This window comes from Pseudomonas sp. Tun-23181 (assembly GCF_057415455.1).
In genome coordinates this window covers 2,744,053-2,760,786 of sequence record NZ_CM171630.1, presented here as the reverse complement: position 1 = coordinate 2,760,786, position 16,734 = coordinate 2,744,053, and the positions used below count along the sequence as shown (strand labels likewise).

The window sequence follows — 16,734 nt, the reverse complement described above, 5'->3', positions numbered from 1 at the left end:
GTATGCCGAACGCCCTCAAGAGTGCAAATGACCTATGGCAAAGCGTGATTATTATGAGGTCCTGGGTGTCGAGCGTGGCGCCGGCGAAGGGGATCTCAAGAAGGCCTATCGCCGCCTGGCGATGAAGTACCACCCGGACCGCAATCCGGGCGACAAGGCGTCGGAAGAGAAATTCAAGGAGGCCAACGAGGCCTACGAAGTGCTGTCCGACGCGAGCAAGCGTGCCGCCTACGACCAGTACGGCCATGCCGGCGTCGACCCGAGCATGGGTGGCGGTGGAGCAGGCTTCGGTGGTGCCAACTTCTCCGACATCTTCGGTGACGTCTTCAGCGACTTCTTCGGCGGTGGCCGTGGTGGTTCGCGCGGTGGTGCCCAGCGTGGCAGTGACCTGCGCTATACCCTCGAACTGAACCTCGAGGAAGCGGTGCGGGGCACCACGGTCAACATCCGTGTGCCGACGCTGGTCAACTGCAAGCCTTGCGACGGCTCCGGCGCGAAGAAGGGCTCCACCCCGGCCACTTGCCCGACCTGCGGCGGCATCGGCCAGGTGCGCATGCAGCAGGGCTTCTTCTCGGTGCAGCAGACCTGCCCGCGCTGCCATGGTCAAGGCAAGATCATCACCGACCCTTGCAGCGCCTGCCATGGCGAAGGCCGGGTCGAGGAATACAAGACCCTGTCGGTCAAGGTGCCGGCCGGTGTCGATACCGGTGACCGCATCCGCCTGTCCGGCGAGGGCGAGGCGGGTACCCACGGCGGCCCGACCGGCGATCTGTACGTGGTCATCAATGTGCGCGAGCACCCGATCTTCCAGCGCGACGGCAAGCACCTGTACTGCGAAGTGCCGATCAGCTATACCGACGCTGCCCTGGGTGGCGAGCTGGAAGTGCCGACCCTCGATGGTCGGGTCAAGCTGAAGATCCCGGAAGGCACCCAGACCGGCAAGCAGTTCCGCCTGCGCGGCAAGGGCGTGGCGCCGGTGCGCGGTGGTGCGGCTGGCGACCTGCTGTGCCGCGTGGCCGTGGAAACCCCGGTCAACCTCAGTCGTCGCCAGCGCGAACTGCTCGAGGAGCTGCGTGACTCGCTGCAGGGCGACAGCTCCCATTCGCCCAAGGCCAACGGTTGGTTCGAAGGCGTGAAGCGCTTCTTCGGCGATCTCTGACAAGGAACAGGCTATGCGACGTATTGCGGTAATGGGCGCGGCAGGGCGCATGGGCAAGACCCTCGTCGAGGCTGTGCAGCAACAGGCGCCCCAGGCGGGCCTGACGGCGGCGATCGACCGTCCCGACAGCACCCTGGTCGGTGCCGACGCCGGCGAACTGGCGGCGCTGGGGCGGATCGGCGTGCCGATCTGCGACGACCTGGCGAAGGTGGCGGACGAGTTCGACGTGCTGATCGATTTCACCCATCCTTCGGTGACCCTGAAGAACCTGGCGTTCTGCCGCAAGGCGGGCAAGGCCATGGTCATCGGCACCACTGGTTTCACTCCGGAGGAGAAGGAGCAGTTGGTCGAGGCGGGCAAGGAAATCCCGATCGTCTTCGCCGCCAACTTCAGCGTTGGCGTCAACCTGTGCCTGAAGCTGCTGGATACCGCGGCGCGGGTGCTGGGCGACGAGGTGGACATCGAGATCATCGAGGCGCACCACCGGCACAAGGTCGATGCGCCGTCGGGCACCGCGCTGCGCATGGGCGAGGTCGTGGCCCAGGCGCTGGGGCGCGACCTGCGCGAAGTGGCCGTCTATGGCCGTGAGGGCCAGACCGGTGCCCGCGACCGGCAGACCATCGGTTTCGCCACCGTGCGTGCTGGCGACGTGGTGGGCGATCACACCGTGCTGTTCGCCGCCGAGGGCGAGCGCGTGGAGATCACCCACAAGGCCTCCAGCCGCATGACCTTCGCCAAGGGCGCGGTGCGTGCCGCGTTGTGGCTGGAAGGACGCGAGCCGGGGCTGTACGACATGCAGGATGTGCTGGAGCTGCGTTGATGGTATTAGGGCTGCTTTGCAGCCCATCGCTGGCAAGCCGGCTCCCACAAGGGCGGCGATGCTGGCGATGTTCACGCATCATGTGCCATGCAGAGAGCTCTGTGGGAGCCGGCTTGCCGGCGATGGGGCGCGAAGCGGCCCCAAATGGCACCTGCAGATCCCCTGTCGCAATCCTGTGTTTTAGAGGCACATGTGCGGTAGACCGAAAACGCCATTTCCTGTAAGCTACAGCTTTAGTGTGTCCACTAAAAGCGCGCAGACAAATTCAGCATAGAAGCGGGGTGACGTGTCCATACGTCATTCCGCTTTTTTGCAACCTGCGATCGCCCTTTCAGGCTTGATTTACGGGAGGTCTTCTTGACTAAGCCAGCCATACTCGCCCTTGCCGATGGCAGCATTTTTCGCGGTGAAGCCATCGGAGCCGACGGTCAGACCGTTGGTGAGGTGGTGTTCAACACCGCAATGACCGGCTACCAGGAAATCCTCACAGACCCTTCCTACGCCCAGCAAATCGTTACCCTGACTTACCCGCACATCGGCAACACCGGCACCACCGCCGAAGACGCCGAGTCCAACCGTGTCTGGTCTGCCGGCCTGGTCATCCGCGACCTGCCGCTGCTGGCCAGCAACTGGCGCAACACCCAGTCGCTGCCTGAGTACCTCAAGGCCAACAATGTCGTGGCGATCGCCGGCATCGACACCCGCCGCCTGACCCGCATCCTGCGTGAGAAGGGCGCGCAGAACGGCTGCATCCTGGCCGGTGACGACATCAGCGAAGAAGCCGCCATCGCCGCTGCCCGTGCCTTCCCAGGCCTCAAGGGCATGGACCTGGCCAAGGAAGTCAGCACCAAGGAGCGCTACGAGTGGCGTTCCAGCGTGTGGAACCTGGCTACCGACAGCCATCCGACCCTGGACGCCGTCGAGCTGCCGTACCACGTGGTCGCCTACGACTACGGCGTCAAGCTGAACATCCTGCGCATGCTGGTCGCCCGCGGCTGCCGCCTGACCGTGGTCCCGGCACAGACGCCAGCCAGCGAAGTCCTGGCGCTCAACCCCGATGGCGTGTTCCTCTCCAACGGCCCTGGCGACCCCGAGCCGTGCGACTACGCGATCCAGGCGATCAAGGACATCCTCGAGACCGATATCCCGGTCTTCGGCATCTGCCTCGGCCACCAGCTGCTGGCCCTGGCCTCCGGCGCCAAGACCATGAAGATGGGCCACGGCCACCACGGTGCCAACCACCCGGTCCAGGACCTGGACAGCGGCGTGGTCATGATCACCAGCCAGAACCACGGCTTCGCCGTCGATGAGGCCACCCTGCCGGGCAATGTCCGCGCCATCCACAAGTCGCTGTTCGACGGTACCCTGCAGGGCATCGAGCGCACCGACAAGAGCGCGTTCAGCTTCCAGGGCCACCCTGAAGCGAGCCCAGGCCCGACCGACGTCGCGCCACTGTTCGATCGTTTCATCGATGCCATGGCCAAGCGCCGCTGAGCATCCTGCATCGAGGCCCCGGACCGGCCTGCGCCGCGTCCGGAAGCGCCTGACCCAGATTGTTCAAGACGGCTTGCCGACTGACCCGCGGATTTGAGTGACAACCCATGCCAAAACGTACAGACATCAAAAGCATCCTGATTCTCGGCGCTGGCCCGATCGTGATCGGCCAGGCCTGCGAATTCGACTACTCCGGCGCCCAGGCGTGCAAGGCCCTGCGCGAGGAAGGTTTCCGCGTCATCCTGGTGAACTCCAACCCGGCCACCATCATGACCGACCCGGCCATGGCCGATGCCACCTACATCGAGCCGATCAAGTGGCAGTCGGTGGCCAAGATCATCGAGAAGGAGCGCCCTGACGCGCTGCTGCCGACCATGGGCGGCCAGACCGCACTGAACTGCGCCCTGGACCTCGAGCGCCACGGCGTGCTGGAGAAGTTCGGCGTGGAAATGATCGGCGCCAACGCCGACACCATCGACAAGGCCGAGGACCGTTCGCGCTTCGACCAGGCGATGAAGGCCATCGGCCTGGAGTGCCCGCGCTCCGGTATCGCCCACAGCATGGAAGAAGCCAACGCGGTGCTCGAGCGCCTGGGCTTCCCGTGCATCATCCGTCCGTCCTTCACCATGGGCGGCACCGGTGGCGGTATCGCCTACAACCGTGAAGAGTTCGAAGAGATCTGCGCCCGCGGCCTGGACCTGTCGCCGACCAAGGAGCTGCTGATCGACGAATCGCTGATCGGCTGGAAGGAATACGAGATGGAGGTTGTCCGCGACAAGAAGGACAACTGCATCATCGTCTGCTCCATCGAGAACTTCGACCCGATGGGCGTGCACACCGGCGACTCGATCACCGTCGCCCCGGCGCAGACCCTGACCGACAAGGAATACCAGATCATGCGCAACGCCTCCCTGGCGGTGCTGCGTGAGATCGGCGTGGAAACCGGCGGTTCCAACGTCCAGTTCGGCATCTGCCCGAACACCGGCCGCATGGTCGTGATCGAGATGAACCCGCGCGTGTCGCGTTCCTCGGCCCTGGCTTCCAAGGCCACCGGCTTCCCGATCGCCAAGATCGCCGCCAAGCTGGCAGTCGGCTACACCCTGGACGAGCTGCAGAACGACATCACCGGCGGTCGCACCCCGGCGTCGTTCGAGCCCTCGATCGACTACGTCGTCACCAAGCTGCCGCGCTTCGCCTTCGAGAAATTCCCGAAAGCCGACGCCCGCCTGACCACCCAGATGAAGTCCGTGGGTGAAGTCATGGCCATCGGCCGTACCTTCCAGGAATCGATGCACAAGGCCCTGCGTGGCCTGGAAGTCGGCGCCTGCGGCCTGGATCCGAAGGTCGAGCTGGGCAACCCGGACCTGACCAACATCCTCAAGCGCGAACTGACCGTGCCGGGCGCCGAGCGCATCTGGTACGTCGCCGATGCCTTCCGTGCCGGCATGAGCCGCGACGAGATCTTCGCCCTGACCAAGATCGACCACTGGTTCCTGGTGCAGATCGAGGACCTGATCAAGGAAGAAGAGAAGGTCAAGACCCTGGGCCTGGCCAACGTCGACGCTGCGCTGATGCGCCGCCTCAAGCGCAAGGGCTTCTCCGACCAGCGCCTGGCCAAGCTGCTGGGCGTCACCGACAAGACCCTGCGCCGCCATCGCCACAAGCTGGAAGTCTTCCCGGTCTACAAGCGCGTCGACACCTGCGCCGCCGAGTTCGCCACCGACACCGCCTACCTGTACTCCACCTACGAGGAAGAGTGCGAGGCCAACCCCTCGACCCGCGACAAGATCATGATCCTCGGCGGTGGCCCGAACCGCATCGGCCAGGGTATCGAGTTCGACTACTGCTGCGTGCACGCGGCCCTGGCGCTGCGTGAAGACGGCTACGAGACCATCATGGTCAACTGCAACCCGGAAACCGTCTCCACCGACTACGACACCTCCGACCGCCTGTACTTCGAACCGCTGACCCTGGAAGACGTCCTGGAGATCTGCCGTGTCGAGAAGCCCAAGGGTGTGATCGTCCACTACGGCGGCCAGACCCCGCTGAAACTGGCCCGTGCCCTGGAAGAGGCCGGTGTGCCGATCATTGGCACCAGCCCGGACGCCATCGACCGCGCCGAAGACCGCGAGCGCTTCCAGCAGATGGTCCAGCGCTTGAACCTGCGCCAGCCGCCGAACGCCACCGTGCGCAGCGAAGACGAGGCGATTCGCGCCGCTGCCGAGATCGGTTACCCGCTGGTCGTGCGTCCGTCCTACGTCCTGGGCGGCCGTGCCATGGAAATCGTCTACGAGCCCGAAGAGCTCAAGCGCTACCTGCGCGAAGCGGTCCAGGTGTCCAACGACAGCCCGGTCCTGCTCGACCACTTCCTCAACTGCGCCATCGAGATGGACGTGGACGCGGTCTGCGACGGCACCGACGTGGTGATCGGCGCGATCATGCAGCACATCGAGCAGGCCGGTGTTCACTCCGGTGACTCGGCGTGCTCGCTGCCGCCGTACTCGCTGCCGGCCCACGTGCAGGACGAAGTCCGCGAGCAGGTGCGCAAGATGGCCCTGGAACTGGGCGTGGTCGGCCTGATGAACGTGCAGCTGGCCCTGCAGGGCGACAAGATCTACGTGATCGAAGTCAACCCGCGCGCCTCGCGTACCGTGCCATTCGTCTCCAAGTGCATCGGCACTTCCCTGGCGATGATCGCGGCCCGTGTCATGGCAGGCAAATCGCTGAAAGAGCTGGGCTTCACCCAGGAAATCATCCCGAACTTCTACAGCGTCAAGGAAGCGGTCTTCCCGTTCGCCAAGTTCCCGGGTGTTGACCCGATCCTCGGCCCTGAGATGAAATCCACCGGTGAAGTCATGGGTGTCGGCGACAGCTTCGGCGAAGCCTTCGCCAAGGCCCAGATGGGCGCCAGCGAAGTGCTGCCAAGCGGCGGTACCGCCTTCATCAGCGTGCGCGACGACGACAAGCCGCAGGTGGCGGGTGTCGCCCGCGACCTGATCGCCCTGGGCTTCGAAGTGGTCGCAACCGCGGGCACCGCCAAGGTCATCGAGGCGGCTGGCCTGAAGGTGCGCCGTGTGAACAAGGTGACCGAAGGTCGCCCGCATGTGGTCGACATGATCAAGAACGACGAAGTCTCGCTGATCATCAACACCACCGAGGGCCGTCAGTCGATCGCCGACTCTTATTCGATTCGTCGCAATGCGCTGCAGCACAAGATCTACTGCACGACCACCATTGCGGCAGGTGAGGCCATCTGCGAAGCGCTCAAGTTCGGTCCCGAGAAGACCGTCCGTCGCTTGCAGGATCTGCATGCAGGATTGAAAGCATGAGCATTACCAAATACCCGATGACCGTCCAGGGCGCTCGCGCCCTGGAAGAGGAACTGACCTTCCTGAGCAAGACCGAGCGTCCGCGCCTGAGCCAGGCGATCGGCGAGGCCCGTGAGCTGGGCGATCTCAAGGAGAACGCCGAATACCATGCCGCCCGCGAGGAGCAAGGCATGGTCGAGGCCCGTATCCGTGATATCGAAGGTCGCCTGCAGAACTCGGTGGTGATCGATGTCACCACCATTCCTCACTCTGGCAAGGTGATCTTCGGCACCACCGTCGACCTGGCCAACACCGAAACCGACGAGCAGGTGAGCTACCAGATCGTCGGCGAGGACGAGGCAGACATCAAGAAAGGCAAGCTCTCGCACAGTGCGCCGATCGCCCGCGCCATCATCGGCAAGGAAGAAGGTGACATCGTCGTCGTCAAGACGCCAAGCGGCACGGTCGAGTACGAGATTGTCGAAGTCAAGCACCTCTGACCGGCACCAGCGGGCGCCATCCCTCGAAGGGATCCTCTGGCAACTGGCCCAGGTCTTCTGGGTCGGTGGCCTGTGGGTGTTCCATGTGGGGCTGGTGCCTGCGCTCAAGGTCAGTGGCCTGGCGCCCCTGCTGGTGCAGGACGTGGCCGCGCAGATCGACCGTTGGTTGATCGGCGTGGCTTTGCTCGGCTTGATGACCCAGCTGGCGGTGCTGGCGAGGGTGGATGGCCTGGCGGCCTGGTGGCGGCAGTTCCGTGGCCAGATGCTGCTGCTGGGCTTCGGTGCCTGCGTCAGCTACTACACGTTGCGCTACGGGATATCCGTGGGCGAGCGCTGGCAGATGTTCTGTTTCCTGGTGCTGGGCTTTTCCGGCATCGTGCTGGTCGCCCAGCCGGTCCCGGTCAGGGCGCGCCAGCCGCGCCGCTGACCGGAGCCACCGTCACTTGTAGCGGTGGATGTTGGACAGCTGCTTGTTCGGCTGCGGGTTCCTGCGGTAGATCAGCGCCATCTTGCCGATGGTCTGCACCAGCTCCGCGCGGCCGGCCTTGCACAGCTCGTCGATGACCGCCCGGCGTTCCTCGCGGTCTTCCAGCTTGACCTGGACCTTGATCAGTTCATGATCGGCCAGGGCGCGTTCCAGTTCGGCCAGGACGCCTTCGCTCAGGCCGTTGCCGGCGACCATCAACACCGGTTTCAAGTCATGGCCAATGGACTTGTACTGTTTCTTCTGCTCGTTATTGAGCGGCATAATCTGACCCTTTTCGTCTGATTCTGTAAAATTGGCGGCCATTTTACCCGAGGGCCCGTGGCTCCGCCCAGTCAATCACGACGCTTATCATCGAGGTGCCCCGTGGCGCAGCGTTCCAAGAGCAGCCATAACTGGCTGAGAGAGCATTTCAACGATCCTTTCGTCAAACAGGCGCAGAAGGATGGCTACCGCTCGCGTGCGAGCTACAAACTGCTGGAGATCCAGGAGAAGGACAAGCTGATCCGCCCGGGCATGAGCGTGATCGACCTGGGCGCGGCGCCCGGGGGCTGGTCGCAGGTGACCAGTCGTCTGATCGGCGGCCAGGGTCGACTGATCGCCTCGGACATCCTGGAAATGGATGCGATCCCCGACGTGACTTTCATTCAGGGCGATTTCACCCAGGACGAGGTGCTCGAGCGCATCCTCGCGGCGGTCGGCGATTCGCACGTAGACCTTGTGATTTCCGACATGGCCCCCAATATGAGTGGTACGCCCGCCGTGGACATGCCGCGGGCCATGTTCCTCTGCGAACTGGCCCTGGACCTGGCCACCCGCGTGCTGCGCCCGGGAGGGGACTTCCTGATCAAGATCTTCCAGGGTGAAGGTTTCGACCAGTACCTCAAGGACGTACGCGGCAAGTTCGACAAGGTGCAGATGCGCAAGCCGTCGTCTTCCCGCGATCGTTCCCGCGAACAGTACCTGCTGGGCCGGGGCTTCAAAGGCGGGTGAGCGGCGTGTTGCGGGGGGGGCGATAGTTATTTCCAATCGGCGGTTCCGTCAGGATCGTCCGAACTTCGTGTAGTCTAGCTTTCATAAAGGGTTACAGACGGCGCCTGCGGATGCGTAGGTAATGTAGTAAGTTAGGGCGGTGAATATCATGCGAGGCACGGCAGCGTCGTGCGCCGGCCTCAGAGGGTAGCTAATTGAACGACATGGCAAAGAATCTGATCCTGTGGTTGATCATCGCGGCTGTCCTCGTGACGGTGATGAACAACTTCTCCAGCCCTAACGAGCCACAGACCCTCAACTATTCCGACTTCATCCAGCAGGTCAAGGACGGTAAGGTCGAGCGTGTGACCGTCGACGGCTACGTCATCACCGGCAAGCGCACCGATGGCGACAACTTCAAGACCGTTCGTCCGGCCATCACCGACAACGGCCTGATCGGCGACCTGGTCGACAACCACGTGGTGATCGAAGGCAAGCAGCCCGAGCAGCAGAGCATCTGGACACAGTTGCTGGTGGCCAGCTTCCCGATCCTGGTGATCATCGCCGTGTTCATGTTCTTCATGCGCCAGATGCAGGGCGGTGCGGGCGGCAAGGGCGGCCCGATGAGCTTCGGCAAGAGCAAGGCGCGCCTGCTTTCCGAAGACCAGGTCAAGACCACCCTGGCCGACGTCGCGGGCTGCGACGAGGCCAAGGAAGAAGTGGGCGAGCTGGTCGAGTTCCTGCGTGATCCGGGCAAGTTCCAGCGCCTGGGTGGCCGTATCCCCCGGGGCGTGCTGATGGTCGGCCCACCCGGTACCGGTAAGACCCTCCTGGCCAAGGCCATCGCTGGCGAGGCCAAGGTGCCGTTCTTCACCATCTCCGGTTCGGACTTCGTCGAGATGTTCGTCGGTGTGGGCGCCAGCCGTGTCCGCGACATGTTCGAGCAGGCGAAGAAACACGCCCCGTGCATCATCTTCATCGACGAGATCGACGCCGTCGGTCGCCATCGTGGCGCCGGCATGGGCGGTGGTCACGACGAGCGCGAGCAGACCCTCAACCAGTTGCTGGTGGAGATGGACGGCTTCGAGATGAACGACGGTATCATCGTCATCGCTGCCACCAACCGTCCCGACGTGCTCGACCCGGCGCTGTTGCGTCCGGGCCGTTTCGACCGCCAGGTGGTGGTCGGCCTGCCGGACATCCGTGGTCGCGAGCAGATCCTCAAGGTGCACATGCGCAAGGTCCCGGTTGGCGAGAACGTCAACCCGGCGGTCATCGCCCGTGGTACCCCCGGCTTCTCCGGTGCCGACCTGGCCAACCTGGTCAACGAGGCCTCGCTGTTCGCTGCCCGTTCCAGCAAACGCCTGGTGGAAATGAAGGAGTTCGAGCTGGCCAAGGACAAGATCATGATGGGCGCCGAGCGCAAGACCATGGTCATGTCCGAGAAAGAAAAGCAGAACACCGCCTATCACGAGGCTGGCCATGCCATCGTCGGCCGTATCGTCCCCGAGCATGATCCGGTCTACAAGGTGTCGATCATCCCGCGTGGCCGGGCGCTGGGCGTGACCATGTTCCTGCCCGAGGAAGACCGCTACAGCCTGTCCAAGCGTGCGCTGATCAGCCAGATCTGCTCGCTGTACGGCGGCCGTATCGCCGAGGAGATGACCCTGGGCTTCGACGGTGTCACCACCGGCGCCTCCAACGACATCATGCGCGCCAGCCAGATCGCGCGGAACATGGTGACCAAGTGGGGCCTGTCCGAGAAACTCGGCCCGCTGATGTACGCCGAAGAGGAGGGCGAGGTGTTCCTCGGTCGCAGCGCGGCGAGCCAGCATGCCAGCGTATCGGGCGAGACCGCCAAGCTGATCGACTCCGAGGTGCGCAGCATCATCGATCACTGCTATGCCACGGCCAAGCAGATCCTCACCGAGAACCGCGACAAGCTGGACGCCATGGCCGAGGCCTTGATGAAGTACGAAACCATCGATGCCGACCAGATCGACGACATCATGGCCGGCCGCACGCCACGCGAGCCACGCGACTGGGACAACGATGCCGGCACCTCCGGCAACCAGGCCTCCCAGGGCGATCGTCCGGAGTCGCCGATCGGCGGTCCAGCGGCTCAACACTAAGGGCATCTATGACCTCACAGCAGTACCCGACCCGGTTGCCTTGCGGCAACCGGGTTCTTGATTTGTCCCGTACCCATGTCATGGGTATCCTCAACATCACCCCCGATTCCTTCTCCGATGGCGGGCGCTTCAGCCAGCGCGACGAGGCCCTGCGCCACGCCGAGGCGATGGTGGCGGCCGGCGCGACGCTGATCGACGTCGGCGGCGAGTCCACCCGTCCGGGCGCCCGGGCGGTGTCTCCCACCGAAGAGCTGGAGCGTGTGGCGCCCATCGTCGAGGCGATCGCCAGCCGGCTCGACGTGATCATCTCGGTCGATACCTCCACGCCCGCGGTCATGCGCGAGTCGGCGCGGCTGGGGGCTGGCCTGATCAACGACGTGCGAGCCCTGGAGCGCGATGGTGCGCTCGACGCCGCCGCCGATACCGGCCTGCCGGTGTGCCTGATGCACATGCGTGGCGAGCCGGGCACCATGCAGGACAATCCGCATTACGACGACGTGACCGCCGACGTGACGCGCTATCTTGAAGAGCGTATGGCCGTGTGCGCGGCGGCTGGCATCGACGCCGGGAAGATCATCCTCGACCCGGGGTTCGGTTTCGCCAAGACGCTCGATCACAACCTGAGCCTGTTCAAGCACATGGAAGCGCTCTACCGCCTGGGTCGCCCCCTGCTGGTGGGTGTCTCGCGCAAGAGCATGATCGGCCTGACGCTCGATCGCCCGGTCGGCGAACGCCTCTATGGCAGCCTGGCGCTGGCGGCATTGGCCATGACCAAGGGTGCCAGCATCCTGCGTGTGCACGATGTGGCCGAGACCGTCGACGTGGTGCGCATGATCGCCGCGGTGCAGAACGCCGAATAAGAACATTGGAGTCCCTATGAGCAGAAAATACTTTGGTACCGACGGTATCCGTGGCCGCGTCGGCGAATACCCCATCACCCCCGACTTCATGCTGAAGCTTGGCTGGGCCGCCGGCATGGCGTTCCGCAAGCAGGGCAACTGCCGCGTGCTGGTGGGCAAGGACACGCGGATCTCTGGCTACATGTTCGAGTCCGCGCTCGAGGCCGGGCTTTCCGCGGCCGGCGCCGACGTACTGCTGCTCGGGCCGATGCCGACCCCGGCCATCGCCTACCTGACGCGTACCTTCCACGCCGAGGCGGGCATCGTCATCAGTGCGTCGCACAACCCGCACGACGACAATGGCATCAAGTTCTTCTCCGGGCAGGGCACCAAGCTGCCGGATGAGGTGGAGCTGATGATCGAGGAGTTGCTCGACCAGCCGATGAACGTGGTGGAATCGGGCAAGCTGGGCAAGGTTTCGCGCATCAACGACGCGGCTGGCCGCTACATCGAGTTCTGCAAGAGCAGCGTGCCGACCAGTACCAGCTTCGAAGGGCTCAAGCTGGTGATCGATTGCGCCCACGGTGCGACCTACAAGGTGGCCCCGAGCGTGTTCCGCGAGCTGGGCGCCGACGTCACCGTGCTGCATGCCGAGCCCGATGGCCTGAACATCAACGAAAAATGCGGCTCCACCCATATCGAGTCGTTGCAGGCCGCCGTGTTGGTGGGGCATGCCGACCTGGGGATCGCCTTCGACGGCGATGGCGACCGGGTGCTGATGGTCGATCACACCGGTGCCATCGTCGACGGTGACGAACTGCTGTTCATCATCGCCCGCGACCTGCAGGAGCGCGGCAAGCTGCAGGGCGGGGTGGTGGGCACCCTGATGAGCAACCTGGGCCTGGAGCTGGCGCTCAAGGAGCTGGGCATCCCGTTCGCCCGGGCCAAGGTCGGCGACCGCTATGTCATGGCCGAGCTGCTCGAGCGCGACTGGCAGCTCGGTGGCGAGAACTCCGGGCACCTGGTGTGCTGCAACCACACCACGACCGGCGACGCCATCATCGCGGCCCTGCAAGTGCTCATGGCGCTCAAGCGCCGTGGCGAGAACCTGGCCCAGGCGCGCCAAGCCATCCGCAAGTGCCCGCAGGTGCTGATCAACGTGCGCTTCGGTGCCAGCAAGGTCGATCCGCTGGAAAGCCCCGAGGTGAAGGAGGCCAGTGCCAAGGTCACCGAGGCCATGGCGGGGCGTGGCCGGGTCCTGCTGCGCAAGTCCGGCACCGAGCCGCTGGTGCGTGTGATGGTCGAAGGCGACGACGAAAACCAGGTCCGCGGCCATGCCGAAGCCCTGGCCAAGCTGGTCGCCGAAGTTTGTGCCTGAAAGACGCTTGCCAGCGCAGTTCGGGTTGGGTAAGATCTGCGCCCACTTTGACCGACGAGGTAAAGCATGCGTCGCCCCATGGTAGCTGGTAACTGGAAGATGCACGGTACCCGCGCCAGCGTCGCTGAGCTTATTCGGGGCTTGAGCAATCTGGCCCTGCCGAGCGGTGTGGAGGTCGCGGTGTTTCCGCCGGCCCTGTTCATCAATCAGGTGATTGATGGCCTGGAAGGCAAGGGAATCACCGTTGGAGCCCAGAATTCTGCTGTACAGCCCGAACAGGGCGCGCTGACCGGCGAAATCGCCCCGAGTCAGCTGGCTGAAACGGGTTGCAGGCTGGTATTGGTCGGGCATTCGGAGCGTCGCCAGATCGTCGGCGAGAACGACGACGTGCTCAACCGCAAGTTTGCAGCCGCCCAGGCAAGTGGTTTGAAGCCCGTGCTCTGTGTAGGGGAAACCCTCGAGGAGCGCGAGGCCGGTAAGACGCTCGAAGTCGTGGGGCGTCAACTGAGCAGTATCATCGATGCGTTCGGTGTTACGGCTTTTGCCGATGCGGTAATCGCCTATGAGCCCGTTTGGGCCATCGGTACGGGTCTGACGGCCTCGCCCCAGCAAGCCCAGGATGTGCATGCCGCCATCCGAGCCCAGCTGGCGGCGCAGGACGCCGAAGTTGCCGCGAAAGTGCAGCTTCTGTACGGCGGCAGCGTGAAGGCGGCCAATGCGGCCGAACTGTTCGGCATGCCGGATATCGATGGGGGGCTCATTGGTGGAGCGTCCCTGAACGCAGACGAATTCGGTGCAATTTGTCGCGCCGCAGGAAACTGAACAAATGCTGGAAACAGTCGTAGTTGTTTTTCATCTGTTGGCTGCACTGGCAGTGGTCGTGCTGGTATTGCTGCAACAGGGTAAAGGTGCGGAAGCAGGTGCATCTTTCGGCGCAGGTGCTTCAAATACTGTGTTCGGAAGCCAAGGTTCCGCTACCTTTTTGAGTAAAGTTACTGCTATACTTGCTGCCACTTTCTTTTTGACTGCTCTTGGGTTAGGATACTTCGCTAAAGAGAAAGCTCATCAGCTGACTCAAGCAGGTCTGCCAGATCCAGCAGTACTGGAAGTCAAAGAGCAGAAGCCGGCAGTAAATGATGATGTACCGGTGCTCCAGGAGCAGAAGAGCGAAACCACCAACACTGGTGATGTACCTCCTCCAGCCGAAGAGCAGAAGTAACGGGTTTCAAGTAGTAGTATTGCCGAGGTGGTGGAATTGGTAGACACGCAACCTTGAGGTGGTTGTGCCCATAGGGTGTAGGGGTTCGAGTCCCCTTCTCGGTACCAATTGAAGCATGAGAGCCCGCTTTAGCGGGCTTTCTTGCAGGTGGAGGTCGGATTGACCCTGTAGAGGGTTCGGTCTTATACTTTCGCCCCAGCTTTGACGCGGGGTGGAGCAGCTTGGTAGCTCGTCGGGCTCATAACCCGAAGGTCGTTGGTTCAAATCCAGCCCCCGCAACCAGCCATAGCGGAGCCCCTTTTCAGGGGCTTTTTGCTAGCTGGACAGTTCTTCGCGTCGTTGTCCAACGGCGTTTTCAGGGATGGGCGCTTTGCCCATTTTTTATTTGCACAGCATGCACGAGGGGGTTCAGGTGTCGAGCAAGCTAGAACAGTTGCAGGCCTTGTTGGCCCCGGTTGTCGAGGGTCTTGGCTACGAATGCTGGGGGATCGAGTTCATCTCCCAGGGCAAGCATTCGGTCCTGCGTATCTACATCGACAAGGAAGGCGGTGTCCTGGTGGACGACTGCGAAGTGGTCAGCCGTCAGGCCAGTGGCGTTCTCGACGTGGAAGACCCGATCAGTACCGAATATACCCTCGAGGTGTCCTCTCCAGGCATGGATCGCCCGCTGTTCACCCTTGAACAGTTTGCCAAGCATGCCGGCGAACAAGTGAAGATCAAGCTGCGTACGCCCTTCGAAGGTCGTCGTAACTTCCAGGGCCTTCTCCGCGGCGTGGAGGACCAGGACGTGGTGGTCCAGGTGGACACACATGAGTTCCTGTTGCCGATCGACTCGATCGACAAGGCCAATATTATTCCCAGTTTTGACTGAGACGTGCCGGGCCCGGCGGACTATCCGGGCCCAATGGCTTGCGCAAGGCGAGGCGTACGATGAGCAAAGAAGTACTGCTGGTTGTTGAATCGGTATCCAACGAAAAGGGTGTACCACCCGGCGTCATTTTCGAAGCGCTGGAAGTGGCTCTGGCCACTGCAACCAAGAAACGTTTTGAGGATGAAGTCGACCTGCGTGTGGAAATCAACCGCCACACGGGTAGCTACGAGACCTTCCGTCGCTGGACCGTGGTCGACGAGGACGCGCTCCAGGACCCGGCGATCGAGACTTGGCCGAGCAAGATCCACGAAACCCACCCCGACGCCAAGGTCGGCGACGTGATCGAGGAGAAGATCGAGTCGATCGAGTTCGGTCGTATCGCCGCCCAGACCGCCAAGCAGGTGATCGTGCAGAAGGTCCGCGAGGCCGAGCGCGCCCAGGTGGTCGACGCGTACCGTGAGCGGGTCGGCGAGATCATCTCCGGCACCGTGAAGAAGGTCACCCGCGACAACGTCATCGTCGACCTGGGCAACAACGCCGAGGCCTTGCTGGCCCGTGAAGACATCATTCCACGCGAGACCTTCCGGGTCGGCGTGCGCCTGCGCGCGCTGCTCAAGGAGATCCGTACCGAGAACCGTGGCCCGCAGCTGATCCTGTCGCGTACCGCGCCGCAGATGCTGATCGAACTGTTCCGCATCGAAGTGCCGGAAATCGCCGAGGGCCTGATCGAGGTGATGGCCGCCTCCCGTGATCCGGGATCGCGCGCCAAGATCGCCGTCCGCTCCAAGGACAAGCGTATCGACCCGCAAGGCGCCTGCATCGGCATGCGCGGTTCGCGCGTCCAGGCCGTTTCCGGCGAGCTGGGCGGTGAGCGCGTGGATATCGTCCTGTGGGACGAAAACCCGGCGCAGTTCGTCATCAACGCCATGTCGCCCGCCGAGGTCGCGGCGATCATCGTTGACGAGGACGCCCATGCGATGGACATCGCCGTGGCCGAGGACAACCTGGCCCAGGCCATCGGCCGTGGCGGTCAGAACGTTCGCCTGGCCAGCCAGCTGACCGCCTGGACCCTGAACGTGATGACCGAGAAGGACATCCAGGCCAAGCAGCAGGCAGAAACCGGTGACATCCTGCGTAATTTCATCGAGGAACTGGAAGTCGACGAAGAGCTGGCACAGGTGCTGGTCGACGAAGGCTTCACCAGCCTCGAAGAAATTGCCTACGTACCGTTGGAAGAAATGCTCAACATCGATGGCTTTGACGAGGACATCGTCAACGAGCTGCGTGCTCGTGCCAAGGACCGTTTGTTGACCAAGGCCATCGCTACCGAAGAAAAACTGGCAGACGCCCATCCGGCCGAAGACCTGCTCTCCCTCGAGGGCATGGACAAGGACCTGGCGGCGGAACTGGCGGTGCGCGGCGTGGTTAACCGCGAAGACCTGGCCGAGCAGTCTATAGACGATCTGCTCGACATCGACGGCATCGACGAAGAGCGTGCCGGCAAGTTGATCATGGCCGCCCGAGCCCACTGGTTCGAGTAATTAGGCGTGGCCTGAGG

15 protein-coding genes and 2 tRNA genes are annotated in these 16,734 nt (G+C 63.3%); 16 read left to right on the top strand and 1 reads right to left on the bottom strand.

The features are described 5' to 3' along the window. The first annotated feature begins 34 nt into the window (after positions 1–34). From dnaJ to ACDI39_RS13175, 6 genes are all read left to right on the top strand, one after another. Positions 35–1,159: a molecular chaperone DnaJ gene (gene dnaJ, locus ACDI39_RS13200; RefSeq protein WP_225790268.1), complete on the top strand. Its 1,125-nt coding sequence runs from the start codon at positions 35–37 to the stop codon at positions 1,157–1,159. Between the two features lie 13 nt (positions 1,160–1,172). Next, positions 1,173–1,979, top strand: a complete 807-nt coding sequence (dapB, locus tag ACDI39_RS13195; protein WP_225790267.1) for a 4-hydroxy-tetrahydrodipicolinate reductase — start codon at positions 1,173–1,175, stop codon at positions 1,977–1,979. A gap of 357 nt (positions 1,980–2,336) precedes the next feature. After that, positions 2,337–3,473, top strand: a complete 1,137-nt coding sequence (gene carA, locus ACDI39_RS13190; protein ID WP_253102888.1) for a glutamine-hydrolyzing carbamoyl-phosphate synthase small subunit — start codon at positions 2,337–2,339, stop codon at positions 3,471–3,473. A 107-nt stretch (positions 3,474–3,580) separates the two neighbouring features. Further along, a complete protein-coding gene (gene carB, locus ACDI39_RS13185; RefSeq protein WP_225790265.1) occupies positions 3,581–6,802 on the top strand; it encodes a carbamoyl-phosphate synthase large subunit in 3,222 nt (1,073 codons plus the stop codon). Positions 6,803–6,804: 2 nt separating this feature from the next. Continuing rightward, on the top strand, positions 6,805–7,281 hold the full coding sequence (gene greA / locus ACDI39_RS13180; RefSeq protein ID WP_225790295.1) for a transcription elongation factor GreA: 477 nt from the start codon (positions 6,805–6,807) through the stop codon (positions 7,279–7,281). Then, positions 7,259–7,708 carry an MFS transporter gene (locus ACDI39_RS13175; RefSeq protein ID WP_225790264.1) on the top strand — a complete coding sequence of 150 codons (450 nt, stop codon included), beginning with the start codon at positions 7,259–7,261 and terminating at the stop codon, positions 7,706–7,708. Before greA ends, ACDI39_RS13175 begins: the two co-directional genes overlap by 23 nt. Before the next feature lie 12 nt (positions 7,709–7,720). On the opposite strand, the gene yhbY is transcribed toward ACDI39_RS13175, so the two are convergent. Then, on the bottom strand, positions 7,721–8,029 hold the full coding sequence (gene yhbY, locus ACDI39_RS13170; protein ID WP_225790263.1) for a ribosome assembly RNA-binding protein YhbY: 309 nt from the start codon (positions 8,027–8,029) through the stop codon (positions 7,721–7,723). A gap of 102 nt (positions 8,030–8,131) precedes the next feature. Here yhbY and rlmE point away from each other — a divergent pair, with 102 nt between their 5' ends. The 10 genes from rlmE to nusA all read left to right on the top strand — a co-directional run bounded on the left by rlmE (position 8,132) and on the right by nusA (position 16,717). Next, the gene (rlmE, locus tag ACDI39_RS13165) at positions 8,132–8,758 is read left to right on the top strand and encodes a 23S rRNA (uridine(2552)-2'-O)-methyltransferase RlmE (RefSeq protein ID WP_225790262.1); all 627 of its coding nucleotides are present in this window, start codon (positions 8,132–8,134) and stop codon (positions 8,756–8,758) included. Between the two features lie 203 nt (positions 8,759–8,961). Next, positions 8,962–10,869 (top strand): ATP-dependent zinc metalloprotease FtsH, encoded by a 1,908-nt coding sequence (gene ftsH, locus ACDI39_RS13160; protein WP_225790261.1) that lies wholly within the window; start codon positions 8,962–8,964, stop codon positions 10,867–10,869. Between the two features lie 8 nt (positions 10,870–10,877). Beyond that, positions 10,878–11,729, top strand: coding sequence for a dihydropteroate synthase (folP, locus tag ACDI39_RS13155; RefSeq protein ID WP_253080732.1), 852 nt, complete (start codon positions 10,878–10,880; stop codon positions 11,727–11,729). Between the two features lie 16 nt (positions 11,730–11,745). Further along, the gene (gene glmM / locus ACDI39_RS13150; protein WP_253167996.1) at positions 11,746–13,086 is read left to right on the top strand and encodes a phosphoglucosamine mutase; all 1,341 of its coding nucleotides are present in this window, start codon (positions 11,746–11,748) and stop codon (positions 13,084–13,086) included. 66 nt (positions 13,087–13,152) lie between these two features. After that, positions 13,153–13,908, top strand: coding sequence for a triose-phosphate isomerase (gene tpiA, locus ACDI39_RS13145; RefSeq protein WP_253080734.1), 756 nt, complete (start codon positions 13,153–13,155; stop codon positions 13,906–13,908). Positions 13,909–13,912: 4 nt separating this feature from the next. After that, positions 13,913–14,305 carry a preprotein translocase subunit SecG gene (gene secG, locus ACDI39_RS13140; protein WP_225790257.1) on the top strand — a complete coding sequence of 131 codons (393 nt, stop codon included), beginning with the start codon at positions 13,913–13,915 and terminating at the stop codon, positions 14,303–14,305. A gap of 21 nt (positions 14,306–14,326) precedes the next feature. After that, a tRNA-Leu gene (locus ACDI39_RS13135) sits at positions 14,327–14,412 on the top strand. Between the two features lie 98 nt (positions 14,413–14,510). Beyond that, positions 14,511–14,587, top strand: a tRNA-Met gene (locus tag ACDI39_RS13130). 130 nt (positions 14,588–14,717) lie between these two features. After that, a complete protein-coding gene (gene rimP / locus ACDI39_RS13125) occupies positions 14,718–15,176 on the top strand; it encodes a ribosome maturation factor RimP (protein ID WP_225790256.1) in 459 nt (152 codons plus the stop codon). 59 nt (positions 15,177–15,235) lie between these two features. Beyond that, the gene (nusA, locus tag ACDI39_RS13120; RefSeq protein ID WP_225790255.1) at positions 15,236–16,717 is read left to right on the top strand and encodes a transcription termination factor NusA; all 1,482 of its coding nucleotides are present in this window, start codon (positions 15,236–15,238) and stop codon (positions 16,715–16,717) included. The last annotated feature ends 17 nt before the right edge of the window (positions 16,718–16,734 follow it).